Origin of the sequence: Aurantimonas aggregata, from assembly GCF_010500835.1 — a bacterium.
Taxonomy (GTDB): domain Bacteria; phylum Pseudomonadota; class Alphaproteobacteria; order Rhizobiales; family Rhizobiaceae; genus Aurantimonas; species Aurantimonas aggregata.
Genome location: NZ_JAAAMJ010000001.1, coordinates 190,252 through 214,720 on the forward strand (window position 1 = coordinate 190,252; position 24,469 = coordinate 214,720).

The 24,469-nt window shown below is 67.8% G+C and carries 22 protein-coding genes and 4 pseudogenes; 16 read left to right on the top strand and 10 right to left on the bottom strand.

Annotated features, from left to right (window positions below):
* The 5 genes from ccoG to ccoN all read right to left on the bottom strand — a co-directional run bounded on the left by ccoG (position 1) and on the right by ccoN (position 5,156).
* On the bottom strand, positions 1-1,560 hold the full coding sequence (gene ccoG / locus GTW51_RS00905) for a cytochrome c oxidase accessory protein CcoG (protein ID WP_163042633.1): 1,560 nt from the start codon (positions 1,558-1,560) through the stop codon (positions 1-3).
* A 165-nt stretch (positions 1,561-1,725) separates the two neighbouring features.
* The gene (gene ccoP / locus GTW51_RS00910) at positions 1,726-2,613 is read right to left on the bottom strand and encodes a cytochrome-c oxidase, cbb3-type subunit III (protein WP_163042005.1); all 888 of its coding nucleotides are present in this window, start codon (positions 2,611-2,613) and stop codon (positions 1,726-1,728) included.
* A 1-nt stretch (position 2,614) separates the two neighbouring features.
* Positions 2,615-2,764, bottom strand: coding sequence for a cbb3-type cytochrome oxidase subunit 3 (locus GTW51_RS00915; RefSeq protein ID WP_163042006.1), 150 nt, complete (start codon positions 2,762-2,764; stop codon positions 2,615-2,617).
* 10 nt (positions 2,765-2,774) lie between these two features.
* The gene (gene ccoO, locus GTW51_RS00920; RefSeq protein ID WP_163042007.1) at positions 2,775-3,521 is read right to left on the bottom strand and encodes a cytochrome-c oxidase, cbb3-type subunit II; all 747 of its coding nucleotides are present in this window, start codon (positions 3,519-3,521) and stop codon (positions 2,775-2,777) included.
* A 12-nt stretch (positions 3,522-3,533) separates the two neighbouring features.
* On the bottom strand, positions 3,534-5,156 hold the full coding sequence (gene ccoN, locus GTW51_RS00925) for a cytochrome-c oxidase, cbb3-type subunit I (RefSeq protein ID WP_163042008.1): 1,623 nt from the start codon (positions 5,154-5,156) through the stop codon (positions 3,534-3,536).
* A gap of 103 nt (positions 5,157-5,259) precedes the next feature.
* Between ccoN and GTW51_RS00930 the strand changes: the two genes are divergently transcribed.
* From GTW51_RS00930 to GTW51_RS00945, 4 genes are all read left to right on the top strand, one after another.
* Complete coding sequence (locus GTW51_RS00930) at positions 5,260-5,418, top strand: hypothetical protein (RefSeq protein ID WP_163042009.1); 159 nt, start codon at positions 5,260-5,262, stop codon at positions 5,416-5,418.
* Between the two features lie 95 nt (positions 5,419-5,513).
* Entirely contained in the window at positions 5,514-6,029 is a 516-nt protein-coding gene (locus tag GTW51_RS00935) for a TadE/TadG family type IV pilus assembly protein (RefSeq protein ID WP_163042010.1), read from the top strand.
* Positions 6,030-6,040: 11 nt separating this feature from the next.
* The gene (locus GTW51_RS00940; protein WP_163042011.1) at positions 6,041-6,601 is read left to right on the top strand and encodes a TadE/TadG family type IV pilus assembly protein; all 561 of its coding nucleotides are present in this window, start codon (positions 6,041-6,043) and stop codon (positions 6,599-6,601) included.
* 50 nt (positions 6,602-6,651) lie between these two features.
* Entirely contained in the window at positions 6,652-8,556 is a 1,905-nt protein-coding gene (locus GTW51_RS00945) for a vWA domain-containing protein (RefSeq protein ID WP_163042012.1), read from the top strand.
* Between the two features lie 97 nt (positions 8,557-8,653).
* Here GTW51_RS00945 and GTW51_RS00950 read toward each other — a convergent pair whose 3' ends face one another.
* Positions 8,654-9,523, bottom strand: a complete 870-nt coding sequence (locus GTW51_RS00950) for a DMT family transporter (protein ID WP_343033852.1) — start codon at positions 9,521-9,523, stop codon at positions 8,654-8,656.
* Between the two features lie 172 nt (positions 9,524-9,695).
* Between GTW51_RS00950 and GTW51_RS00955 the strand changes: the two genes are divergently transcribed.
* On the top strand, positions 9,696-10,934 hold the full coding sequence (locus GTW51_RS00955; protein WP_163042014.1) for a bis-aminopropyl spermidine synthase family protein: 1,239 nt from the start codon (positions 9,696-9,698) through the stop codon (positions 10,932-10,934).
* Positions 10,935-10,945: 11 nt separating this feature from the next.
* Here GTW51_RS00955 and GTW51_RS00960 read toward each other — a convergent pair whose 3' ends face one another.
* The 3 genes from GTW51_RS00960 to GTW51_RS00970 are packed head-to-tail and all read right to left on the bottom strand — an operon-like array spanning position 10,946 to position 13,259.
* Positions 10,946-11,206 (bottom strand): acyl carrier protein, encoded by a 261-nt coding sequence (locus tag GTW51_RS00960; protein WP_163042015.1) that lies wholly within the window; start codon positions 11,204-11,206, stop codon positions 10,946-10,948.
* Positions 11,206-12,909 (bottom strand): hypothetical protein, encoded by a 1,704-nt coding sequence (locus GTW51_RS00965; protein WP_163042016.1) that lies wholly within the window; start codon positions 12,907-12,909, stop codon positions 11,206-11,208. Before GTW51_RS00965 ends, GTW51_RS00960 begins: the two co-directional genes overlap by 1 nt.
* Positions 12,906-13,259: an S-adenosylmethionine decarboxylase family protein gene (locus GTW51_RS00970; protein ID WP_163042017.1), complete on the bottom strand. Its 354-nt coding sequence runs from the start codon at positions 13,257-13,259 to the stop codon at positions 12,906-12,908. Before GTW51_RS00970 ends, GTW51_RS00965 begins: the two co-directional genes overlap by 4 nt.
* Before the next feature lie 146 nt (positions 13,260-13,405).
* On the opposite strand from GTW51_RS00970, the gene GTW51_RS00975 reads away from it, so the two are divergent.
* Positions 13,406-13,912: a GNAT family N-acetyltransferase gene (locus GTW51_RS00975; protein WP_163042018.1), complete on the top strand. Its 507-nt coding sequence runs from the start codon at positions 13,406-13,408 to the stop codon at positions 13,910-13,912.
* 119 nt (positions 13,913-14,031) lie between these two features.
* Here the strand turns inward: GTW51_RS00975 and GTW51_RS00980 are convergent, their stop codons facing one another.
* Positions 14,032-14,793, bottom strand: coding sequence for an SDR family NAD(P)-dependent oxidoreductase (locus GTW51_RS00980; RefSeq protein WP_163042019.1), 762 nt, complete (start codon positions 14,791-14,793; stop codon positions 14,032-14,034).
* A 241-nt stretch (positions 14,794-15,034) separates the two neighbouring features.
* Between GTW51_RS00980 and GTW51_RS00985 the strand changes: the two genes are divergently transcribed.
* The 10 genes and pseudogenes from GTW51_RS00985 (at position 15,035) to ppsR (ending at position 24,370) form a co-directional block, all read left to right on the top strand.
* On the top strand, positions 15,035-16,342 hold the full coding sequence (locus tag GTW51_RS00985; RefSeq protein ID WP_203565830.1) for an MFS transporter: 1,308 nt from the start codon (positions 15,035-15,037) through the stop codon (positions 16,340-16,342).
* Between the two features lie 78 nt (positions 16,343-16,420).
* Positions 16,421-17,430: pseudogene (gene bchI / locus GTW51_RS00990) on the top strand (magnesium chelatase ATPase subunit I).
* 190 nt (positions 17,431-17,620) lie between these two features.
* Complete coding sequence (locus GTW51_RS00995; RefSeq protein WP_163042021.1) at positions 17,621-18,007, top strand: hypothetical protein; 387 nt, start codon at positions 17,621-17,623, stop codon at positions 18,005-18,007.
* A 69-nt stretch (positions 18,008-18,076) separates the two neighbouring features.
* Positions 18,077-18,307 (top strand): annotated as a pseudogene (gene bchD, locus GTW51_RS24270) (magnesium chelatase subunit D); the annotation flags it as partial.
* Positions 18,308-18,321: 14 nt separating this feature from the next.
* Positions 18,322-19,119, top strand: coding sequence for a methyltransferase (locus tag GTW51_RS24440; RefSeq protein WP_343033903.1), 798 nt, complete (start codon positions 18,322-18,324; stop codon positions 19,117-19,119).
* A gap of 57 nt (positions 19,120-19,176) precedes the next feature.
* The gene (gene bchC, locus GTW51_RS01010) at positions 19,177-20,112 is read left to right on the top strand and encodes a chlorophyll synthesis pathway protein BchC (RefSeq protein ID WP_163042022.1); all 936 of its coding nucleotides are present in this window, start codon (positions 19,177-19,179) and stop codon (positions 20,110-20,112) included.
* 44 nt (positions 20,113-20,156) lie between these two features.
* A pseudogene (locus tag GTW51_RS01015) lies at positions 20,157-21,126 on the top strand (chlorophyllide a reductase iron protein subunit X).
* A 54-nt stretch (positions 21,127-21,180) separates the two neighbouring features.
* Positions 21,181-21,922 (top strand): annotated as a pseudogene (locus GTW51_RS01020) (nitrogenase component 1); the annotation flags it as partial.
* Between the two features lie 524 nt (positions 21,923-22,446).
* The gene (locus GTW51_RS23795) at positions 22,447-22,929 is read left to right on the top strand and encodes a cobalamin B12-binding domain-containing protein (protein WP_246232564.1); all 483 of its coding nucleotides are present in this window, start codon (positions 22,447-22,449) and stop codon (positions 22,927-22,929) included.
* A gap of 1 nt (position 22,930) precedes the next feature.
* Complete coding sequence (ppsR, locus tag GTW51_RS01030; RefSeq protein WP_163042024.1) at positions 22,931-24,370, top strand: transcriptional regulator PpsR; 1,440 nt, start codon at positions 22,931-22,933, stop codon at positions 24,368-24,370.
* Positions 24,371-24,469: the final 99 nt, after the last annotated feature.

A 24,469-nucleotide genomic window follows, 5' to 3' on the forward strand; every position in this document is an offset into this window, starting at 1 on the left:
TCAACGCTCCGGGTTTTCGAAAATGGCGGTGTAGCTGTCGGTTTCCGACGCGGACGCGTCCTCGACGACGAAGCGGAAATCGGTGGCGCCGGGCTGCACCGCGTCCGGCTTCTGCGCCACGAAGACCCGCAGCGTGCGCAGCCGGTCGGGCTCGACGGGGACGTCGAACGCGGTTCCGGCCGTGTCGGCGATGTCGGGTATCTGCATCGCCGCGCCGGGCAGGCCCTCGAGTCGCAGCGTGATGGTGCGCGGCTCGGCGATCATGTTGAGCAGCTTGACGGTGTAGCCGTTGCGGATCGAGCCGTCGCTGAGCGTCACAGCGACCGGGTTGCGGTCGTGCTGGACGGTGACCTGCAGCCGGTCCCGCGACAGGAGCGCCGTGATCAGGACGACGCCGATCGCCGTCCAGAGCGCGGTGTAGACCAGCGTCCGCGTGCGCAGCAGTACCCGCCAGTCGAAATGCTTGAGGCTGGCGGTGAAGCGGCCGTCCGGGCCCCGCACGCGGGCGGGATCGATCGCGCCGGTCGCGGGGTCGGTGGCGATCGCCATGTTGGCGTCGTAGTCGCGCAGCGTCGCGTAGGAGATCAGGCCGCGCTCGCGGCCGAGCTTGTCCATGACGCCGTCGCAGGCGTCGATGCACAGCGCGCAGGTGATGCAGGCGAGCTGCTGCCCCTCGCGGATGTCGATTCCGGTCGGGCAGACCGCGACGCAGGCGTTGCAGTCGACGCAGTCGCCGGCCGGGATGCCGGCGGCGGCGGCCTTCTTGGCGCCGTGGGTGCGCGGCTCGCCGCGCCAGTCGTTGTAGGTGACGACCAGCGAGTCCTCGTCGAGCATTGCCGCCTGGATGCGGGGCCAGGGGCACATGTAGATGCAGACCTGCTCGCGCATCAGCGCGCCCAGCACGTAGGTGGTGGCGGTGAGGATGCCGACGGTCGCATAGGCGACGAAGGGCGCCGAGCCGGTGAGGAAGTCCCGCAGCAGCGTCGGGGCGTCGGCGAAATAGAAGATCCAGGCGCCGCCGGTCGCCACCGCGATCACCAGCCACGTCGCGTGCTTGAGGACGCGCTTGCGGACCTTGTCGAAGCTCAGCGGCGCCTTGTCGAGGCGGATCCGGGCGTTGCGGTCGCCCTCGAAGAACCGCTCGACGACGAGGAAGAGGTCGGTCCAGACGGTCTGCGGGCAGGTATAGCCGCACCACGCCCTTCCGGCGACCGAGGTGACCAGGAAAAGCCCGACCCCGGCCATCACCAGGAGCCCGGCCACGAAGAAGAACTCCTGCGGCCATATCTCGATGAACAGGAAGTAGAAGCGGCGGTTGGCGATGTCGATCAGCACCGCCTGGTCGGGAGCGTAGGCGCCCCGGTCCCAGCGCAGCCATGGCGTGACGTAGTAGACCGCCAGCGTCACGGCCATGATGATCCATTTCAGCCGGCGAAACCGTCCCTCGGCCCGCTTCGGATGGATCTTCTGGCGGGGTGCATAGAGCGGCTGGCTCTGTTGCCGGGCCGCGGTATTGACGGCTTGGACGTCGATCCTGTCGATGTCGGGCTGGTGCAGCATGGGATTGTCGAGACCCTCGTCTCCGGCGACGATAGTGCCGGTACCGTCCCGCATAGAGGGGCGGCCGCGAGGCCACCTTGATCTGCGTCAAGCCGCCTCCGCAGATGGCGGAGACAGACCAGCGACACCTGGCACGAATGCCGAGAGCGCCGCTGGCCTGGATGCCTACTGCGTGGCGGCCTGCTCGCCGCCGCCGAGGCTGTGGACGTAGACGGCGAGCTCCTTCACCGTCCCCTCGCCCAGCCGGTCTTCCCAGCCCGGCATGACGCCGTGTCGCGGCGCGACGACCTGGGCGGCGATTTCCGCCTGACTGCCCCCGTAGAGCCAGATCGCGTCGTTGAGCCGCGGGGCCCCCATTTCGCGCATCCCCTCGCCGGCCTCGCCATGGCACGCGGCGCAGTTCTCGGCGTAGAGCGTCGCGCCGCGTTCGGCCCCGGCGGCATCCGCCTCCTGGCCCGAAAGCTGGCGGACATACCAGGCGACGTCGGCGATCTGGGTGCGATCGAGGATGCCGTCACGGCCGAAGGCCGGCATCTCCGAATAGCGCGTCTCGTCGTCGGCGCCGTAGCGGATGCCGTGCTGGATCGACAGATAGATGTCGTCCACCGTGCCGCCCCAGATCCAGGCGTCGTCGTTGAGGTTCGGATAGCCCGGCCCGCCCTGGGCACCCGAGCCGTGGCACTGGACGCAATTGACCTTGAAGGCGGCGCGACCGGCGGCGACGGCATACTGGCGCAGTTCCGGGCTGGCGGCGATCTTGGAGACCTCGGTGGTCTGGATCGCCGTCTCGCGGTCGACGTTCAGCATGTCCACGGCGGAAATCTCGGTCCGCAGATCGGCGCGGCTCGACCAGCCGAGCAGGCCCGTCGTCGCACCGTTGACCAGCGGCCAGGCAGGATAGAGCACGGTGTAGACGGCGGCGAAGGCGATCGTCGCGTAGAACGTCCACAGCCACCAGCGCGGCATGGGGTTGTCGAGTTCGCGAATGCCGTCCCATTCGTGGCCGGTGGTCTCGACGCCGGTGGCGGCGTCGATTTCTTTCTCGTCGGCCATCTCAATCCTCCTTGAACGGAATATTCGCGGCGTCGTCGGCGCTCTTGCGCCCGCCGGGTCGCAGCACCCAGAGAACGACGCCGATGAAGAACAGCGTCATGCCCAGCAGCGCCCAGCTGTCGGCAAAACTCCGCATCGTCTGGTAATCCATGCCGGCGCTCCTAGCGGTCGTTCTGTTCGGGCTCGTAGACCGAGAAGTCGACGAGGGTTCCGAGCATCTGCAGGTAGGCGACCAGCGCATCCATCTCGCTGAGATGCTGCGCATTGCCGTCGAAATTGCTGACCACCGCCTTGGGGTAGCGTTCGAGCAGACCGGCCGTGTCGGCGTCGGGATCGGCCTGGGCCTTCAGATCGGCCCGGGCGCTCTCGATCATCGCGTCGGTATAGGGAACGCCGACGCCGCGATTGGCGACGAGGTGACCCGCAGGATCCGCCATGTCGAGGTCGCGGGAGAGGAAGGCATAGGTCGGCATGATCGATTCCGGCACCACCGAGCGGGGGTCGGTCAGGTGCTGGACGTGCCATTCGTCGGAGTAGCGGCCGCCGACGCGGGCGAGGTCCGGCCCGGTCCGCTTGGAGCCCCACTGGAACGGATGGTCGTACATCGACTCCGCGGCGAGGCTGTAGTGGCCGTAGCGCTCGACCTCGTCGCGGAACGGCCGGATCATCTGGCTGTGGCAGAGATAGCAGCCTTCCCGGATGTAGATGTTGCGACCGGCCAGCTCGAGCGGCGAGTAGGGCCGCATCCCCTCCACCTTCTCGATCGTGTTCTCGAGATAGAACAGCGGTGCGATCTCCACGATGCCGCCCACCGAGACGACGAGCAGCGATCCGACGAGCAGCAGCGTGGCGTTGCGTTCGATCTTGCCGTGGTGCTTGAGCAGGGACTTCTTCTGTGTGGGAGCCATGGCTGCTGATCCTTACTCTGCGGGCACGGCGACCGCGGCGCGGCGGCCCATCGGGGCCTCCTCGCGGACGTCGCCCCGGATGGTGCGGTAGATGTTGAAGGCCATGATCAGCGCTCCGGCGAGGTAGAGCAGCCCGCCGAAGGCCCGCAGCATGTAGTAGGGATGCATGGCGGCGATCGTCTCGGCGAAGGAATAGACGAGGTATCCCTCGGCATCGTACTCGCGCCACATCAGGCCCTGCATGATGCCGGCGACCCACATCACCGCGGCGTAGACGACGATGCCGAGCGTCGCGAGCCAGAAGTGCCAGTTGACCAGGCGCACGCTGTAGAGCCGCTGACGGTTCCAGAGCTTCGGCACCAGGTAGTAGATCGCCCCGAAGGTGATCAGGCCGTTCCAGCCGAGCGCGCCGGAATGCACGTGGCCGATGGTCCAGTCGGTGTAGTGGCTGAGCGAGTTGACCGCCTTGATGGACATCATCGGCCCCTCGAAGGTCGACATGCCGTAGAAGGCGACGGAGATCACCATCATCCGCAGGATCGGGTCGGTCCGCAGCTTGTCCCAGGCGCCCTGCAACGTCATCAGGCCGTTGATCATGCCGCCCCAGGACGGCATCCAGAGCATCACCGAGAACACCATGCCGAGGGTCTGCGCCCAGTCCGGCAGCGCGGTGTAGTGGAGGTGATGCGGACCGGCCCAGATATAGAGGAAGATCAGCGACCAGAAGTGGATGATCGACAGCCGGTACGAGTAGACCGGACGGTCTGCCTGCTTGGGGATGAAATAGTACATCATCCCGAGGAAGCCGGCGGTCAGGAAGAAGCCGACGGCGTTATGGCCGTACCACCACTGGGTCAGCGCGTCCTGGACGCCGGAAAAGGCCGAATAGCTCTTGGCGCCGAGCAGCGACACCGGCAGCGCCAGGTTGTTGACGACGTGCAGCATCGCGATGGTGACGATGAAGGCCAGGTAGAACCAGTTGGCGACGTAGATATGCGGTTCCTTGCGGCGGATCAGCGTGCCCATGAACACCGCCAGATACGCGACCCAGACGGCCGTCAGCCACAGATCGACGTACCATTCCGGCTCGGCGTATTCGCGGCTCTGGGTGATGCCGAGGAGGTAGCCGGTGGCCGCAAGCACGATGAACAGCTGGTAGCCCCAGAACACGAACCAGGCCAGGTTGCCGCCCCAGAGCCGCGCCCGCGTGGTGCGCTGAACGACGTAGAAGGAGGTGGCGATGAGGGCGTTGCCACCGAAGGCGAAGATCACCGCCGACGTGTGCAGCGGCCGCATCCGGCCGAAATTGAACCACGGCTCGATATTGAGGATCGGCCAGGCCAGCTGCGAGGCCACCACCACGCCGACGAGGAAGCCGACGATACCCCAGGCCAACGTCGCGATGACCCCGTACCGGACCACCTCGTCCATGTAGCCGGTGTCCGGCGAGCGCGGCGGTACAGGGCCGGCGGGGGCGAATTCGATGCGCCGCAGCAGCACGACCGTCGCCCCGGCGAGAACGAAGAACAGGACCCAGGCATGGGCGGCGAATTCGGCATCCCGGGCGAAGGCCGCCCCGAGCATGGCCACAAAGGCAGCGACGCCGATAAGGATCGCCTCGACTTGATTCCGCATTGATCGGTGTCCTCTCCAGGATTCCGCCGGCGCGACAGTGTCGCCCCCCGTCGCGGCGCGGTGTGTTTCATCGATCCTGTGGCAGTCGGGGGGCGGGCTCGCCTTGATCCTGATCAAGGCGGGGCGCCGGCTCGTTCGCGCGGCCCGGTCCAGTCTGGGAACGCCGCACCGCCAGCGCCGCGCTCAGGAGCGCTCGAAGATCCGGGCATCATCGGCGGTGCCGATCGCTCGAATTCGCCGGCTTTCCCTCAAGGAAAAGTAACGACTCTGCGTGCATGATCTTGCCGTGTTTCATCCAATGGCAGACCGATGCTGCGATTACGCTCCCCTCTCCGGCGATTACTTCGGTCGGCCTTCGTGCGCGACCGTTCGGGCGTCGCGGCGGTCGAATTCGCCTTTGTCGGCCTGCCGCTCTTCGCGATGATCTTCGCCATCATCGAATCAGCTGGGATCTCGGCCGTCGGCGTCCTCCTGAACACGGCGGTGGACGGCGTGGCGCGGCAGGTGCTGACCGGTCAGGTGCAGAAGGCCGACATCAGCGAGGAAGTCTTTCGCCAGCGCATCTGCACGGAAGTCGACTTCATCCTCGACTGCAGCAAGCTGAAGATCGACCTGCGTACCTTCCCGACCTACAAGGCGATCCCGGTCGACGCCCCGATGCAGTTGCGGCGGATCGACGACAGCGATTTCTGCTTCGACCCGGGCGGTGCGAGCTCGATCACCGTGCTGCGGGTGTTCTACGAGTGGCCCTGGTCGGCCGCCTTCCTCAGCAATCTCGCCACCGACACCGACGGAAACGCCGTCATCTTCGGCATGTCGGCCTTCATGAACGAGCCGTTCGGCGATCTCGCCAGCAGCCGGACGACGTGCTGAGGCAAATGACGATGCGCAATCCGATCCGCTTCCGCCTGCCCCGCCGACTGGACGAGTTCGCCCGGCAGCGCGATGGCGCCAGCGCGGTGGAATTCGCCCTCGTCCTGCCCTTCGCCCTGCTTCTCTATTTCGGCTGGTTCGAGGCGACCCAGGCGTTCCAGATGGTCCAGAAGGTCGACTCGACCGCCGAGACGATCGGCAATCTCGTTGCCCGGACGAAGACGATGAACGACGTCGCGATCACCAACATCTTCGACATCTCGACCGCGATGATGACGCCGTTTCCGTCGGAGAAGCTGAAGATGACGATCACGACGGTCGCCGTCGAGCCGGACGGCAAGGGCGTGGTCCACTGGTCGAAGGCCAATATCGGCGACGCCCTGACGCCGGCCCAGCCCTATGCGGTGCCGGAGGAACTTGTCTTCGACGCCAAGACCTACCTCATCGTCGCCGACGTCTCCTACGACTACGACGCGCTCTTCGGCTTCGGCGGCTGGTTCGACGATATCACCGTGAAGAAGAGCTACACGTTCCGACCGCGGCTCAGCAAAGAGATCGTCTGGGAAAATTAGCGCGAATGCATTCACCGGCTCTTGATGCCTGACGTGCAAGGAAAGACCGCATGTCCCTGGAACAACTCGCGACCCGCGCCATGACCAAGCTTCCCGACCTGCGCGCCGCCTGGCACGATCGCCGCGGCAATGTTGCCGTCATCTTCGGGCTGACGCTGCCGCTGCTGGCCTGCTGCATGGCGGCGGCCGTCGACCTCAATTCCGTCTATGGCGCCGAACGCAACCTGCAGCAGGCGGCCGACACCGCCGCGCTGGCCGCCGCCAAGGAATACGGCCAGTCGCAGGATGCGGCATACCTCTCGCGCGTCGCGACCGCCTACTTCTTCCACAACGCCGGCGAGGACACCCGCGGCTACACGCAGTTCCAGTATGACGGCATCTCCGTGGTCGACGGCGAGACCGTCCTCAAGGTGACCGCCACCCGCCAGCAGCCGACCTGGTTCGGCGATCTCCTCGCGCTGGTCACCAACGAACAGGTCGATTGGCGGCAGTTCCCGCTCGCGGCCACCAGCGAGATCGTCGTGCAGAACCGCTCGATCGAGATGGCGCTGGTGCTCGACAATTCCGGGTCGATGGCCTGGACGGTCGGCGGCAAGCGCAAGATCGACACGCTGAAGGATGCGGCGAAAGACCTGACCGCCTCGCTGATGAAGATCAACGAGACGGCGCCCGGCAAGCCGCCGGTGATGATCGGCGTCGTGCCGTTCTCCGGGTCGGTCAATGTCGGCAAAGACAATATCGACGCCCCCTGGATGGACCGCTACGGCGACTCGCCAATCCACCACGAGAATCTCGACTGGGGAAACTGGGTTGACAGCAGCACCGGCGAAAAGCTCGCCGAGCCCGTCGGCAATCGTTGGCGACTCATATCGGACGGGACGTGGCTGACGCGGCAGTGGCTGTGGGAAAACGCCGCCGTCATGGGCGGCACGAGGAAAGAATGGCGCGAGGTGTGCGTCCCCATTCTGTGGTGGCCGTGCGCAAGCAAGAAATGGGTGGAGGTAGACGTCCCGGCCGCATCCGCAAAGCGCTTTCCCGCTGGTTGGGAAGGCTGCATCGAGGCACGACCGTCGGGACTCGCCGCCTCTGACGACGCGCCTGCGCCGGGAACGATCGCCACCTTGTCCGCCAATGGCAAGACGCTGTTCGTGCCGATGTTCGCGCCAGACGAGCCAGAAAACCCCTCCCCGAAAAACAGCTACCTAACCGATTCCAGCAACATCAATCCGACCCAGTCGACGCAGCGATATTTTCAATCGCAAAGCGACATCAACAAATACTTTTCTGCCAGCGGTAACCGATCAACCGAACAGACCAATATCGGCTGCGACACCACGCCGATCACGCCACTCAGCGCCCAGCAGAGCGTCGTTGATGCGGCGCTCAACGCCATGCAGCCGCACAACCTCACCAACATTCCGCAGGGCCTTATCTGGGGTTGGCATGTCGTCTCGCCCGGCGAGCCCTTCACCGAGGGGCGCGCCAAGGATGCCAAGGACAATTTGAAGGTTATTGTCGTGATGACCGACGGCGAAAACACCTACTCCTCGAGCAACAATTCCAACCGGTCGGAATACGGCGCCTTCGGCTACGGCCAGATCTGGAAGGACGGCGGGACGCGAACCGGCCGGATGTTCGACGCCACGACCAAGACGACGAAGGCCGCCAACGAAAATCGCTACGTCGAGGCGATGAACGAGACCACCGCGCAGATCTGCGAGAATGCCAAGAGCGACGGCCGCTACCCGGACGGCACCGACGGCATCCTGATCTTCACCATCGCCTTTGACGTCCGCGATGGCAGCTCGGTGAAGAAGCTCCTCGAGAACTGCGCGTCCTACGGCATCTCCGACCCGACGGTGAAGCTCTATTACGACGCCCAGAGCAAGGAGCAGCTGGCGGCGGCCTTCGGCTCGATCACCGAGGAGATCTCTAGCCTGCGCATTGCCCGCTGACCGAGCCCGCGGCGCCATGATTGCTGTGCCTGACCGCACGCCGGCGGGGGTAAGCGTCTGCGCGGCTGGCCGCTCCTTCAGCGGCCGCGAGCGCCAGCTAGCGCCGGTTCTCGCGCCACCAGATGTAGATGCCGCTGCCGATCAGGAGCGCCGCGCCCGCGATGAGGCTCGGCCGCAGCGGGTCGCCGAGCAGCACCAGGCTGAAGATGCTGGCAAACAGCACCTGCGAATAGAGAAAGGGCGAGAGCGCCGAGGCCGAGGCGTAGGAGAAGCCGATGACGAGGCAGAAATGCCCGATCGCGCCCAGGAGGCCGACCAGCACCATCAGGACGAATTCCGTCGGAGTCGGCCACTGCCACACGAACGGCACGGCGAGCGTCAGCAACACCGCGCCCACCGCCGTGGTGTTGAACAGCGTCGAGGCGCTGTCGTCGGCGCCCGACAGCGTTCGAGTGAGCAGGAAATACACCGACAGGATCGCCGCCGCGCCCAGCGGCAGCAGCAGATAGGGATCGGTGTCTGAAAATCCCGGCTGGACGATCAGCAGCACCCCGCCGAACCCGACGAGCACCGCCGCGATGCGGTGGATGCCGATCCGCTCGCCGAGGAAGACCACCGACAGCACCGTCACCAGCACCGGCGCGAAGAACTGCACCGACGTGGCGTCGGCCAGCGGAATGCGCGAGAAGGCCGTGTACATCAGCAGCGTCGCGATCAGCAGCGTGCCGCCGCGCAGAAGTTGCAGGCCCGGCCGCTTCGTCCGCAGGAACCGCATGCCGGTGGTCGGCGCGAGCCACGCGACCATCACCAGCGTGTGGAAGAAATAACGGGCCCAGACCACCTCCATCACCGGCAGCCGGCCGGTCAGGAACTTGCCGGCCGTGTCCATCGACGCCAGCGACAGCCCGGAGAGTATGGTCAGGCAGATGCCGGCTAGGATGCCGCTCGGCTTGTGCAAAGGGATCACCGCGATCGGGGGATGGGCACGTTCCCCGCTTTGCCCCCTCGCCCACGGAAAAGCGAGCCCATCCTTCGAAATATTCGCCTGCCTTACTGTTCGCGCCCGTCCGCGATCACGCGGCTGCGGGCTTGGGAAGCTTGCCGATGGACAGCGGCCGCATGGTCGGTTCTATGGCCACATGACATCGAACCTCGAAGACGGCACCCCCTCTCCCGCATCCACACCGGACGTGCTCGCCGACGTCGCCGCGGCGACGAGCCTTCGCGAGGGCCGCGAGGGCGTCGCCGGCATCGTGCGCGCCGTGGCGACGGAGGGACCGCTGGCCCTGCGCGACCTGGCGCGGCTCGTGCGGATGCCGTTGCCGGTGGTCAGCGCCGTGCGGCGGGAACTCGAAACCCGCGGCCTGTTCGAGCGCGGACAGGGCGTCGGGCTGACGGACACGGGGCGCGACTTTGCTACCGAGACCTTGGGCCTGACGCTGAAACCGGCTGAGCCGCGCGACGCGCCCGTGCAGCGCCAGCGCCGGACCCCCGCGAGGCAGCCCGACGACGCCGGCGAGGGGCTCGAGCCCCTCCTCGTTCCGCTTCTGCCGGCGATGGAGGCGCATGTCGCCGATGGTCCGGCCGTCGACGTCACGCTCGACCAGGCGCCCTGCACCGCCGAGACGGCGCTGCGGCGGGCGCTGGCGATGCACCGCGCCGGCGCCCTGGCCGGCCGGCGCATCCTATTGATCGGCGACGACGACTCGCTCTCGGTGGCGATCGGCCTCGTCGCGCAAGCCCTGGACGCGCAGCCGCGCCGGCTTACCGTGCTGGAACTCGACCCCGGCCGCATCGCCCATCTGGAGCGCGGGGCCAGCCAGCACGGCATCGCCTTCGAGCCGATCGCGCACGATCTGCGTGATCCGTTGCCGGAAGCGCTCGCCGGCCAGTTCGACGTCCTCGCCACCGACCCACCCTATACGCTGGACGGCATGGCGCTGTTCGTTTCGCGCGGCATCGAGGCGCTGGCGGCCGGGCCGGGGCTGAAGCTGTTCCTCTCCTTCGCCGACCTTGCCCCCGACGACCGGCTCGACCTGCAACAGCGGCTGGGCGATCTCGGCCTCGCCATCCTGCGGATGCGGCCGTCCTTCAACCATTATGGCGGGGCCTCGATCCTCGGCTCCGCCGGCCAGTTCCTCGAACTCGAAACCACCAACCGCACGCGCTCGGCAATGGCCGGAGAACGGTTCGGAGCGGCCATCTATACCGGCGAGGTCAGACCACGCGAGCGCGCCTACCGCTGCACCGAATGCGGCCTCGCGACGCCGGTCGGGGCCGGCGAGCGCTTCGCGACGATCGAGGCGCTGAAGGCGGCGGGCTGCCCGCGCTGCGACGGCCAAATCCTCGAACGCCAGCGTGGCGGCCGGCCCGGCTGAAGCCGCCGGGATCAGGCGGCGGACTCGACCTTCCGCCGGACCGCCGCGATCAACGGTGCGATCCCGTCGACGCCCTCGATTTCGGCCAGGGTGAAGCGGACCGGAAACGCCTCCTCGATGGCGAAGACCATCCGCACCAGCGCGAAGGAATCCCATCCCTCGACGTCTGCCGCGCGGGTGTCATCATGCAGCCCGGCCGAGTCCGTTGCCAGCACGTCCGCGACAATGCCGATCACCCTGGTCGCCACGGGCTCGCTCGTGGATTGGCTCATCAAGCTTCCTCGCTCTCGGTCTGCGTGTCGCGTGTCACCCCGGCCGGCCAGTGCGACGCCGGGCCGGACGGATCGAGCGGCAGTACCCACCGCCCTCCACTCTCCGGCCACCCGGCCGCAGCAAACAGGCCGCGGGCCGGGGCGTTGCGCTCCAGCGTCTCGATCGTTCCGACCAGGCGACTGGCCCCTGCGGCATGCGCCCGCTCCGCCAGGATCGCCAGCATCGCGAACTCGACGCGCCGCTGCAGCGCCCGGCAGGAAAGCAACAGATTGTCGATCACCACGGCGTCGCCCGCGCGCCGCGCCAGCACCAAGCCGACCAGCCCGTGGCTGCCGAAGACATCGTCGAGGCGGACGAGAAAGTCGAACGGGCTGCCGCGCCCGGCGAGCGCCGATTCGTTGGGCCGGACCTCGGTGAGTACGAACTGGTTCACCCGCCGCGCCAGTTCCGCCGCCCTTGGAACATTGGCCGGGGTGATCGCGACGACGGTCAGTCGTGTGCCGAGCCGTTCGAGGAACGTCGCGTCGTCGGGCGCCTCCTCGCGCGCCGCCTCGACCGCAGCGCGGCGCCGGTAGAAGGTGGAACGATCGGCGGCAGCTGCCGGCGACTCCGTAGCCGCAAGCAGCGGATCGGCGAGCAGCATGGCGGCAACATCCGCTTCTTCGCCGGTGAAGCGCCGGACGTCCATGTCCGGGAACCGGGCTGCCACGCTGGCGCAATTCACCGGGTCGTTGTCGACGAAGATCGTGTGCCCCGGCGCCAGCCCGAGCGCCTCCAGCACCTCCCCGACCAGCACCGGCTTGTCCTCCCAGCCGACGGCGAGATGGGCGAAAGGCGGTCGTGCGGTTTCGGTGGCCAGTTTGGCCAGCGCGGCATCGACCGCGGCGGGATCGTTGCGGCTGGCCGCCGCGATCACCTGTCCGCGCGCAGCCAGCGCGGCCAGTGCCGCGCCATAGGCGGGCCGGAGCGGGGTCATCGGCGTCTCGCCCAGCACGCCAGACCACAGCGTGTCGTCGAGATCCGTCACCACCAGCTTTGGCGCACGACCCGAGACCCTTGCGGCAAAGCCGGCCGCCGTGTCGGCGATGGAATCGGCGCCGCGCGGTGTGGGAATTGTACCGAGACTGCCGGCAAAGCGCGCGTCGAAAAGCAGTTCGTCGTCCGTCAGCGCTCCCGCGACGGGGCAGACCGACACGCCTGCCGGCAATTCGCTGGTATTTTCGAAGCTGCGGGCATTGCCCGGTATGACCGCGACGGGACAGCATAAGTTCGCCGCCAGCTTCTCGGCCGCCACCAGCACCGCCTCTCCGGACGCGCTGCCCTCGCCATCCAAGGGGACTACCGAGACGATCGCGCAGTCGAAGCCGGCCTCGGCGTCGTTCGCGCCCTCACCCGGGACCAGCCCCTCTTCGGCGACGAGCTCGAGATCCAGTCCGGCAATGGCGAAGGCCAGCGCCAGCGCCTCGGTGATGACGCGCGGTTGGTAGGACGCGGCGAAGTAGACCCGAATCGGCCGCAGCGCCGCCGTCCGGTCGACAGACCGCAGCAGCTTGACCGTGCGGCCGGTGCCGAGCCGTGCGCGCGCGTCCCGCAGCGCCCGAGAGATCGCGCCGCGGCCGCTCCTGGCGGCTAGCGCCAGGGCGTCGGCATCGGGCGGCGGCGCCGGGACGAAGCGCCACCAGGCGTCGGTCAGGTCGTTCAATGCTCGAGCGGCTCTATATTGCGGGTCACGTAGCTCTTCTCCACCAGCCCATCCGGGCAAAGCAGCCGGCCGATCTCGTCGACGACGGCGTCCTCGTCCATGTCGGGATTGCACAGGAGCACGTCCACCAGCACCATCCTGAACTCCGGCCAGGTGGTCAGCATGATATGGGATTCGGCGAGGAACACGACGAGCGTCAGGCCGTGCGGCACGTAGCGCTGGGCGTGCTCGCCGATGACGGTGGCGCCGCCTGCCCGGGCACCGACCAGGGCGGCGTCGCGCAGCAGCGCCTCGTCCTCGATCGCGGACGAGCAGTCGCGCATGTCGGCCACGACCTGGCGAATTCGCATGATTGCATCCTTTGGTTGCAGCTGATCGTTCGGCGTGGCCTTGGCCCGCTTTTCAGCCGGATCGCTGCCCTATAGTGAGGCGGCAGGCGGGCTTCAAGTCCGCGCGCCGCGGTTGCGCGGCCGCACAGCAGACCGGAGTTCCCCGCATGACCGCCCCAACGCAAGCCGAACCGAAGCCGAGCGAACTCGTCCTGCGCGACCTTGAACTGCGCGACATCGAGCAAGTCGCCGAGTTCGAAGCCGCGATCGCGCGGCGGTCCTTTGCCGACGAGGCGGTGACGGACCTAGCGCATTACCGCAAGAAACTCGGCAAGCTGGTGAAATACGGCGGCGACTGGACGAAAGTCGCCGAGCGCGACGGGGTGATCGTCGGCTGGGCCTGGGTCGCGCCGCGGCAGAATTTCATAACCGGCGACGACTACGCCGATTTCCGTTCCTTCTACGTCGACGGCCAACGCGCCGGATCCGCCGCCTCCGTCATGCTGCTGCGGGCGGTTCTCGCCCACGCCACGGCGGCGGGCTACACGCGCATCGTCGGCCGCACCGCCACCTCCAACGAGGCGATGCGGGCACTCTACCGGCTGGCCGGCTTCGAGGAAAAGCACGTGGTCTACGAACTCGAGATCGGCGGCGTCGGCCGCGACCTCGGCTGAGCGCGACGCTCGAGCGTCCGGTCGTTTCGGCCTCGCCCCGGTTCATGCGCCACCGCGCTTCCGGTGGACGCTCCCCCCGCTCCCTTCCCCCCGCCGGCCGCTGCCGGCGAGGCCTCGCGTCAGATCGAGCCGGCTTCGACCATGTAGTTGTTCGCCGTGCACATGGCGGCGTCGTCGGACGCCAGGAACAGCACCATCCGCACGACGTGGAACGGCTCGATCAGGTCCGGCAGGCACTGGCGCTGGCGGTGCTTCTCGATCGATTCCGGCGTCACCCAGAGCTGCTTCTGGCGCTCGGTCATGATCCAGCCCGGCACCACCGTGTTGACGCGGATCCGGTGCTCGCCGAGGTCGCGGGCGAAGGATCGGGTTAGACCGTGCACCGCCGCCTTGGCGGTCGTGTAGGCCGGCATGCCGCCGACCGCTTCCCACCACGAGTTCGACCCCATGTTGACGATGGAGCCGCCGCCGGCACCGATCATGCCGGGCGCCGCCGCCTGGATCGCGAAGAACATGTGCCGGAGATTGGTGGCGATCCGCTCGTCGAAATACTCCGGGGTCACGTCCTGCCAGCCATGGCGGTCGTCGCGCGCGGCGTTGTTGACGAGCACCGTCGCCGGACCGTGCTTTACGGCAAGTGCCTCAAAGGCGCTGCGCAGCGCGGCGATGTCGCGAAGGTCGCAGGGTTCAAAGGCGACTCCGCCCTTGCTGCCGGCAAGCTCTGCGGCCAGTGCCGCTCCGGCCTCGCGGTCGATATCGACGAAGCCGACCTTGGCGCCCTGCTCGCCAAAGGCCCGCACCATCTCGGCGCCGATGCCAGAGGCGCCGCCGGTGACGATCACGCTGGCGTCGTCGAGGCTTGGGTAGGTAGCAAGACGCATCTGTCATCCCCTTGTTGCGCCGAAGGCAGAGAAGGCGCCGGTGGAGCCGGCAAGCGGCAGGTTCCGCGGCGCCTAGCACGGATTACGCCGGCCTTCGAGCCTCGCGCACCCGGGCACCTGCAGGGCGACCACAGTCCTCGCCCGGCATGACCCGTGAAAGCTGCTCCCCCTTGAATCCGATTGACTTGCCGAACCGGCAGCGTAGTGCCGGCACCATGGTTTTCTGGTGCCTCAGCAAAGGTTGGGAGGGCGGGCCCGGGCGCTGCCCCGTTCGGCGGTCAACGGTCTCGGCGCCGGGCATTTCTGCGCGCCGCAGCGTGACCGGTTCAATCCGGCTGCTGCCTCGATGACCCTCTCCCGTGCACTGCTTTGCGTCGCTGTCGGGGAAACCATCGTCTGGGCCGGCCTCTATTACCTCTTTCCCGCGCTGCTGCTGCGATGGGAAGAGGCCGAGGCCTGGCCGAAGACGCTGTTGACGGCCGCCTTCGCCGCGGCGGTGATGGTGTCGGCCGTCGTCTCGCCGCTCACCGGTCGGCTGATCGACCGGGGGCATGGGCCGCTGATGATGACCGGCTGCGCGCTGTTCGGCGCCGCGACCCTGGCCCTTTTGCCCTTCGCCGGTTCGGTCGAGATATTCGCCGCTCTCTGGCTGCTGATCGGCATCGCCATGGGCGGCACCCTCTACGAACCCTGCTTCGCCCTGGTCACCCGCACGCGCGGCATCGACGCCCGGCGGGGAATCACCCTGATCACCCTCGTCGCCGGCTTTGCCGGCACGCTGTCCTTTCCGCTGAACCATTTCGTCGCAGAATCGGGCGACTGGCACGCGGCCACCTGGACCTTCGCGGTCCTCGTGGCGGCGGTGGGCGCACCGCTGCTGTGGCTCGGCACCAGCCATCTGGAAAAGGAGTGGCGCTCGCGGCAGCCGGCCGCCGCCCCTTCCGGATCGGCACGGACGACTGTGCCGCCACCCGCCATCTGGAAAAGCCCAGTGTTCTGGTCGCTGGCGGCGGGCTTTTCGCTCCTCGGCGCCAACCACGGCATCGTCATCAATCACCTGCTGCCGATCCTTGCCGATCGTGGCATCGGCGCCGGCACCGCGGTCTTTGCCGCCTCGATGATCGGCCCGATGCAGGTAGCCGGACGCCTCGCGCTGATGGCCTCGGAGAAGCACGTCTCGGGCCGCGCCGTCGCGACCGGCTGCTTCGCCGCCATTCTCCTCGCGACCGTGTCGTTGCTGCTGGCCGAAGTCGAGCCAATCTTCGTCGCGCTGTTCGTCGTCCTGCAGGGTAGCGGCCACGGCATCATCAGCATCATGAAGCCGGTGATGATCCGCGAGGTGTTGGGCGAGACGAACTTCGGCGCGATCAGTGGCTCCATTGCGGTGCCGTATCTGGCCGCTTTCGCCCTGTCGCCCTTTGCCGGATCGTTGCTCTGGGAACTCGGCGGCTACGATCTGGCGCTCACCGTCGGCGGCATCTCGAGCCTCATCGGCCTCATGTGTTTCCGCATCGCCTCGCGCCCCCGACCAGGCGTCGCGGACGCCTGATCGCCGGCGCCAGAGAAATATGTCAAACTGGCTTTACAGTACTTCTCAAAAGCCAAGTTTACGGTTAGCTTAGTCTGCATGAAAACCGTGTTCCCGTTTTCCGCCATCGTCGGTCAGGACGCCATGCTCCTGGCACTGACCATTGCAGCCGTCGATCCCACGGTGGGGGGCGTCCTGGTCTTCGGGGACCGTGGCACCGGCAAGTCCACCGCCGTGCGGGCCCTGGCGGCGGTGCTGCCGCCGATGCAGGCCAGCGACTGCGCCTATCGCTGGATCCGGCGCGCGCCGGCGAAGCCTGCGAGACATGCCGCGATGGCGGGACCGGCCAGACGAAACCCACGCCCGTTCCGGTGCCGGTCGTCGACCTGCCGCTCGGCGCGACCGAAGACCGCAACGTCGGCGCCCTCGATCTCGAGCGCGCGCTGACGGCGGGCGAAAAGCGCTTCGAGCCGGCGCTGCTGGCGCGGGCCAATCGCGGGTTCCTTTATATCGACGAGATCAACCTGCTCGAGGATCACCTCGTCGATCTCCTTCTCGACGTCGCGGCCTCCGGCGAGAACGTCGTCGAGCGCGAGGGGCTCAGCGTCCGCCATCCGGCGCGTTTCGTACTGATCGGCAGTGGCAATCCCGAGGAGGGCGAACTCCGCCCGCAGCTGCTCGACCGCTTCGGCCTCTCCGTCGAAGTCACCACCCCGACCGACCTTGCGACCCGCATCGAGGTAGTCAAGCGACGCGACGCTTTCGAGCGCGATCCGGAGAGCTTTGCCGCCTGCTACGACGCTGCCAACGCCGTCGTGCGCGAGACGATCCTGGCAGGCCGGCAGCGCCTGCGGACGATCGAAGTCCCCGATGCGACGCTGGAGAAGGCCGCGCAGCTGTCGCTTCGCCTCGGTACCGACGGGCTCCGCGGCGAGCTGACACTGATGAGGGCTGCTCGGGCCCTGGCGGCGCTGGAGGGCGACACGATAGTCGAATGGACGCATCTCGCCCGCCTCGCCCCGCTGACGCCGTCGCATCGGCTGCGCCGCGATCCGCTCGACGAGGCAGGCTCGGCGGCGCGGGTAGAACGCGCCGTCGGCGAACTCTAAGCGGCGGCGTGAGCCCGGCGGCCCTCTCCGCCGTTACTGCCTTTCCCGCCAGTCCCGCGGACGAATTTCCTGAAGCGCCCGTCGACCTCGCTGCAGCCCTATGAACCGAGGTGGTGGAGGCGGTGACCCTTTCGATCCCCGCATCGGCCTGCGGTTGCGCTCGCGGGCCGGGTTCGCCCGCGACAGGCTGATGAGCCGACTTCACGAACTGCTTCCGGTGGCCGAACCTGTCCGACGCATGCCGGCCTGTTGCGCGACCGATGCCCTCACCGGCGGCATCGACCTCGCCGCGACGCTCGCCGCCGGGCGCCCGGTCTCGAGGGCCGGCCTGCTCGCGACGGCCGATCAAGGCGTGCTCGTGGCGGCGATGGCCGAACGGATGGCGCCGCAGGCCTGCGGCCTCCTCGTCCAGTGCCTCGATACGGGCGTCGTGCGCATCGAACGCGACGGGCTTTCCGCCGAGATCCGCCGAGATCCCGGCGCGGATCGGCCTTCTCGCGCTCGACGAGGGCATCGGCACCGACGAGGCGCCGGCAAGCGCGCTTTGCGACCGGCTGGCGTTGTCGATCGAACTTGATGGGGCCGATCCCGTCGCGGCGATGCGCGGTCCAGCGACCGCATCGCGATCGCGGCCGCGCGTCAACGACTGCTCGAGACCGAGACCGGCGACGAGGCGGCCGCCCTTCTCTGCCAGGCTGCCTGGGCGTTCGGCGTTGCCTCGCTGCGGGCCCCGATGCTGGCGCTGCGCGTGGCGCGCGCCACCGCCGCCCTGGCCGGCCGCGCGATCGTCGGCGAGAAGGATATCGAGGCGGCGATTCGCCTTGTCCTGGTTCCCCGTGCCACCCGGCTGCCGACGACTTCGGAACCCGACGACGAGCAGGAGCCGGATGCATCGCAGGGCGATGCGCCGCAGGACGAGCCGCCGCCGCCAAGCGGCAACGACATCGAAGAGGACGCGCAAGGGGGCGAGCCGCCGTCCGACCGAGTCGTCGACGTGGCGGAGGCGCGGCTGCCCGAAGGCCTGCTGGCGCGCCTCGCCAGCCAGGCCCGCCTCGATCTCGTGCGCCGCCCGTCCGGCCGCTCGGGCGCGGCGATACGAACGCTGCGCCAGGGCCGCGTCGTCGGCACGAAGGCGGGAGACCCGCGACGCGAGCGCCTCGGGTCCTCGATGTCGGCGGCGGCAGCGGCCGGTTCCTCACCGCCTTCGCCGCCCGCCATCCCGACGCGGAACTGCATCTCTTCGACCTGCCGGCCGTCGCGGCGGTCGCCCGCCAGCGCCTGCCCGGCTCCCGCAACGGCCGCCGGATCGCCGTGCACGAGGGCGACTTCTTCACCGACCCCCTGCCGCAGGATTACGACCTGGCGACGCTGGTCCGGATCGTCCACGACCATGACGACGAGTCGGTGGTCCCGCTGCTCACCCGCCTCCGCGAAGGCCTGCGACCCGGCGGCGTGGTGATGATCGCCGAGCCGATGAGCGGCGATCGCCACAGCGGACCGGTCGCCGACGCGTATTTCGGGTTCTACCTCCGCGCCATGGGCAGCGGCCGCCCACGCACCCCCGACGAGATCGCCGGCCTGATGAAACGCGCCGGCCTGACGCGGGCCCGCGAGATCCCGACCTCCCTCCCCGTCGCCACGAAGATCGTCGCCGCGGAAATACCGCGCCGCAGCGTCGCATTTTCTTGACAGATGTATGTGTCAAGTTAGATTGACAGTAAGCCTACCCGATTCCTGGACCCCGTGATGCTCAGCGACGCCATCCTCTTCCAGCAGCCCGGCCACCTCGCAGTCCGCCGCATCGGCCTGCGCGAGCCGCAGGCGGGAGACGTCCGGGTGGCGGTCGAGTATTGCGGCATCAGCACCGGCACCGAGCGCCTGCTCTTCACCGGCGACATGCCGCCCTTTCCCGGCCTCGGCTATCCGCTGGTTCCCGGCTACGAGGCGGTCGGACATGTCGTCGAGACGTACGGCGACAGCGATTTATCCATCGGCGACCGCGTCTTCGTGCCCGGCTCGAATGGCTTCGTCGACGCCCGCGGCCTGTTCGGCGCCTCGGCATCGCAGCTGTTGGCGCCCGGCCGTCGCGTCACCCGCATTCCCGAGTCGATGAGCGCCGATGCCGTGCTGCTGGCGCTGGCCGCCACCGCCCACCATGCCATCATTGCGGCGGACGCCATCCCCGAACTCATCATCGGCCACGGCGTCCTCGGCCGCCTCTCGGCGCGGATCGCCCTGGCGCTCGGCGGCAACCCGATCGTCTGGGAAACAGAGCCCCGCCGCCACGCCGGCGCGGACGGCTACCATATCTGCCAGCCCTCGGACGATGCCCGCTCGGACTACGGCACGATCCTCGATGTCAGCGGCACGGGCGACATTCTCGACCTGTCGATACCGCTTCTGGCCCGCGGCGGGGAGATCGTCCTCGCCGGCTTCTACAAGGCGCCGCTCAGCTTCGCCTTCCCGCCTGCCTTCATGCGCGAGGCGCACATCCGCGTCGCCGCCCAATGGCTGCCGGCGGACATGGCGGCCGTCACGCAGATGGTCGCTGGCGGCCGCCTGTCGCTGGCCGGCCTTGTCACCTACAGACATGGGCCCGCCGACGCCGGCGAAGCCTACCGCACGGCGTTCGAGGACGTCTCCTGCCTGAAGATGATCCTGGAATGGGGAGCCACACAATGACCGCTCTGAGCGAGACCCGCGCCGCACGAGGCTCCACCGAGGAGATGGTCGAACGCCTGCGCGCCGAAGCCGCCGAGCCGCTGGCAGCCGTTGCCTCCGGTCGGTCACCAAGGAAACCCAGATCATCGCGATCTACGGCAAGGGCGGCATCGGCAAGTCCTTCACCCTCGCCAATCTCAGCTACATGATGGCCCAGCAGGGCAAGCGCGTCCTGCTCATCGGCTGCGATCCGAAATCCGACACGACCTCGCTGCTGTTCGGCGGCAAGGCCTGCCCGACCATCATCCAGACCTCCTCGGCAAGAAGGCCGCCGGCGAGGAAGTCGACGTCTCCGACGTCTGCTTCAAGCGCGACGGCGTCTTTGCCATGGAGCGCGGCGGCCCGGAGGTCGGCCGGGGCTGCGGCGGGCGCGGCATCATCCACGGCTTCGAGCTGCTGGAGAAGTTCGGCTTCCACGAATGGGGATTCGACTACGTCCTGCTCGACTTCCTCGGGGACGTGGTCTGCGGCGGCTTCGGCCTGCCGATCGCCCGCGACATGTGCCAGAAGGTCATCGTCGTCGGCGCCAACGACCTGCAGTCGCTGTACGTCGCCAACAATGTCTGCTCGGCGGTGGAATATTTCCGCAAGCTCGGCGGCAATGTCGGCGTCGCCGGCATGGTCGTGAACAAGGACGACGGCACAGGCGAGGCCGCGGCCTTCGCCAAGGCGGTCGGCATCCCGGTTCTCTCCTCGATCCCGGCCGACGACGATATCCGCCGCAAGAGCGCCAATTACGAGATCGTCGGGATCCCCGGCGGCCGCTGGGCCCCGCTCTTCGAGGAGCTGGCCCAGAACGTCGCCGACGCGCCGCCGGTGCATCCGACGCCGTTGACGCAGGACGGCCTGCTGTCCCTGTTCTCCAGCGAGGAGAACAGCCGCAACGTCGTGCTGCAGCCGGCAAGCCAGGCCGACATGCGCGGCAAGCCGGTTGCCGTCCGCCCGTCCCTCGAAGTCGTCTACGACGACGCGTGAGGGGGCATGACAATGGATTACGGCCCGCGCGATCAGGCACCCGGCAACACCGACATGACGGACGGCACGAGCCCCGCTGCCCCGGCACCGCGCGAGGGTGATGCGTCCTGCCATGCCGGCAAGGCCGAGATGCGCGCCGCGGCCGCCGCAGCCGGCAAGAGCGAGATCCTCGACCAATATGCCAAGGACTATCCGCAAGGACCGCACGACCAGCCGCAATCCATGTGCCCGGCCTTCGGCTCGCTGCGCGTCGGCCTCAGAATGCGGCGAACCGCGACCGTCCTCTCCGGCTCGGCCTGCTGCGTCTACGGCCTGACCTTCACGGCGCATTTCTACGGCGCACGCCGCACCGTCGGCTACGTGCCGTTCAATTCCGAGACGCTGGTCACCGGCAAGCTCTTCGAGGATATCCGCGAGGCGGTCCACAATCTGGCCGACCCGGATCTCTACGACGCCATCGTCGTCACCAATCTCTGCGTGCCGACGGCCTCGGGCGTGCCGCTGCGGCTGCTTCCGAAATCGATCGACGGCGTCCGCATCATCGGCATCGACGTTCCGGGCTTCGGCGTGCCGACCCATGCCGAGGCCAAGGACATCCTCGCCGGCGCCATGCTCGCCTATGCCCGCGGCGAGGCCGAGCAAGGTCCGGTCGCCGCGCCCCGGGCGCCCCGCACCGGCCGGCCGAGCGTCGCCCTGCTCGGCGAGATGTTTCCCGCCGACCCGATGGTCATCGGCCGCCTGCTCGAGCCGCTCGGCCTTGCCGCCGGCCCGGCGGTCCCCGACCCGGGAATGGCGCGGGAATTCTGGCATTCGACCATAAGAAGTAATTGGCACGCCGGCGGGAGGGACCGATGGCTGGGAGTCTGCGTGAGAATGGGCTGGGCCGCGATCACGCTGCGACCCGATCCCACCATTCCTACACGTCAAGCGCGATTGACACTCGCAGCTCGCCGTCACCAGCCGGGGAGCCGTCCGATGCCGCCCCCGGAGAGCGGCTGGGAAAACCGGCTCGCCCAGGCGATCGTGTCGATGGTGATCCCGCGGCTCTACGATGCCCACCAGACGTCCCGCGCCTCGTCGGCAGCGGTCGAGACCCTTCGGCGTCGAACCCATGCCGACCGGTTTCTCGGCCTGGTCCTCTCCGACCGACAGGAGGCGCAATGGCAGTTCCTGGTCGATCTGGTCGAAGAAGGGCTCGAACTCGACGCGATCTTTCTCCACGTGATGGCGCCGACGATCCGGCAGATCGGCGTGCTCTGGGAGGAGGACCGGCTCAGCTTCGTCGACGTCACCACCAAGTCCTCGCACCTCCAGCAGATGATGCGGCGCCTGGCGAGCGAATTGGCCGTGACCTCGCAGCGGACGACACGGCGCCTGCTGCTGGCGCCGGTTCCGGGCGAGCAGCATACGTTCGGGCTTTTCGTCCTGGCGGAGATGTTCCTCAGGGCAGGCTGGGCGACGCTGGTCGAGCCGGCCGCAACCTGGGAAGAGCTGCACCACGATGTTGCCACCCAGCAATTCGATGCGATCGGCCTCAGCGTCGGCAGCGAGCGGATGCTGGAGGGGATGGCCGGTTCGGTCGCCTCGTTACGCTCGGCCTCCCGATCGCCCGATCTGCGGGTGTTTCTGGGCGGCTGGGCTTTTCAGGCGACCCGGGAACCGCTAGATGGCTATGGTGCGGATTTGGTTGAGACGGACGCGCTAGCAGCCATAGCGAAGGCGGATTTGTTATGCCCGCGCCACGACTGCGCAGTGAGCAGTTACCAGTCAATCCCGGAGGGACTTGGCATAAATAGCGGGTAACATGGGAATTAATTACAACAATTCCGGCAGCGCCTTTTCCGATCCGGGACGCTCCTTCGCTAATCTCGAGGCAACGCTCGTCGCCAACATGGTGACGGCATCGACCGATATTGCGCTCCTGATCGACTCCAAGGGGATCATCGCAGACGTCGCCGTCCGCGATGCTGAACTGTTTGGCGACGTGCCCGCCAGCTGGATCGGCCAGCCCTTCATCGACGTCGTGACGGTCGAGTGCCGCTCCAAGGTCGGCCGCATGCTCAGCGACCGCAATCCGGGCGAAGCGGCGCCGCGCCGCGAGATCAACCATCCCATGCCCGGCGGGCCGGACCTGCCGATCAGCTACGCGATGCTGTCGCTGGCCAGGGACGGCGCGCGCCTCGCACTCGGCCGCGACCTGCGCACCATCTCGATCCTGCAGCAGAAGCTGGTCGAGACGCAGTTGGCGATGGAGAGCGACTACGCCCGCCTGCAGAACGCCGAATCCCAGTACCGCGTCTTCTTCGACACTTCGTCCGACCCGATCGTCATCGCCGACGCGGCCAGTGGCAAGATCCTGGAAGCCAATTCAGCAGCCCGCCGGATGCTGGAGAGCGACGGGCGCCAGGTCGCCGGTGTCACGATCGAATCGCTGTTCGCCGAACGCAGCGTGCGGGACCTCGACAAGCTCGTCGCCGCGGCCCGCGCCTCCGGTGACATCGAGATCGCCGACCTCGCCTTGCGCGACGACGACAGCGCCACCGGCATATCGGCACGCTTTTATCGCCAGCATGGCGCAACCCGCCTTTCCCTCCGGTTCGGGCGCAACGGCAACGACAGCCTGTCGCCGGGTGCCCACGACCTGATCGCCAAGGCCGGCCGCGAACTGCCCGACGCGATCGTCGTCGTCGACAACGACCTGAAGATCGTCGCGGCCAACGAGAGCTTCCTTGATCTGGCCGAGATCGCCACAGGGCGTCAGGCCACTGGAAAGTCTCTGGGCGACATCATCGGCCGGCGCGGCGTCGAAATGGCCGTGGTCAAGACCGCCGTCGATGCCGAGGGCGTCGTGCGCAGCTTTTCCACCACGCTCCATACCCAGCACGGCGGTCTGGTGGACGTGGAACTCAGCGGGTCGATCCTGAAAGAGAGCGACCAGCAGTTCTACGGCTTCTCGTTGCGAAGGGCGGCGCGCGCCCCACAGCTTGCCTCCGCCACCCAGCCCCTGCGGTCGGCCAACGACATGACCGGTCTCGTCGGGCGGGTGCCGCTGCGCGAGATCGTTCGCGAAACTGCCGACATCATCGAGCAATTGTGCATCGAGGCCGCGCTCGATCTCACCCGCAACAACCGCGCCTCGGCCGCCGAGATGCTCGGCCTCAGCCGCCAGAGCCTCTATTCCAAGCTCCGGCGCTACGGCATCGGCGATCCCTCCCCCGACTCCGGCGACAATTCCGTCAACTGACGCTACGCAGGAAGCTACAGGATATGCCCCATCCGGGGTGATCCGGCAATTTGTCACAAGCCAGGGCCAAATGTGTCAAGATTGATTGACACTCTACGA